Origin of the sequence: Xenorhabdus bovienii, from assembly GCF_024721015.1 — a bacterium.
GTDB lineage: Bacteria > Pseudomonadota > Gammaproteobacteria > Enterobacterales > Enterobacteriaceae > Xenorhabdus > Xenorhabdus bovienii.
Genome location: NZ_JANAIF010000300.1, coordinates 1 through 569, shown reverse-complemented (window position 1 = coordinate 569; position 569 = coordinate 1). Strand labels below are relative to the sequence as shown.

At 49.4% G+C, this 569-nt stretch carries 1 protein-coding gene; it reads left to right on the top strand.

The window, feature by feature from the left end; translation table 11 throughout:
• On the top strand, nucleotides 1-569 hold a 569-nt coding region (locus NXS07_RS20685), incomplete at both ends, for a DnaB-like helicase C-terminal domain-containing protein (RefSeq protein ID WP_308686649.1).

Here is a 569-nt window from a genome sequence, read left to right as displayed (position 1 = left end):
ACCAGAGGGTTAATTGATTCTCTGATGGTGGCTGATGCGATGGGTGAGAATCATTTCGCCAATGTCATGATGACTGCCAAGAACTGCCCCAGTGCCGCTAACCTCACTGGCTATGCGAACACAGTTTCAGCCAACTATGAACGCAGACTCATGATTGAGTTAATGGACGAGGCTAAGGAACGCATTCTAAGTGGCACGGTTGAGAACGCGACGGAGTCTATGGACTGGTTTATTTCCCAAGTTGCAGAGGTGCGTAAGCCACGCGATGAGATCCGTCCGCTGCATGTTTCTGAGTTACTGGATGATTACACCGAGGTTTTGGAGAAACGTCTCAAAAATGGCGAGCAATCAGACACGTTGAAGACAGGCATTGAAGAGCTGGATGAGATCACCGGTGGTATAAATCCCGTCGATTTGGTGATTGTTGCTGCTCGCCCCGGCATGGGTAAAACAGAGTTTGCGCTGAAAGTCGCTGAGGGAGTCGCAAACCAGACAATCACAGGAACCAAACAGAAACGCGGCGTACTGATCTTCTCAATGGAAATGGATTCCCAGCAGATTATCGAACG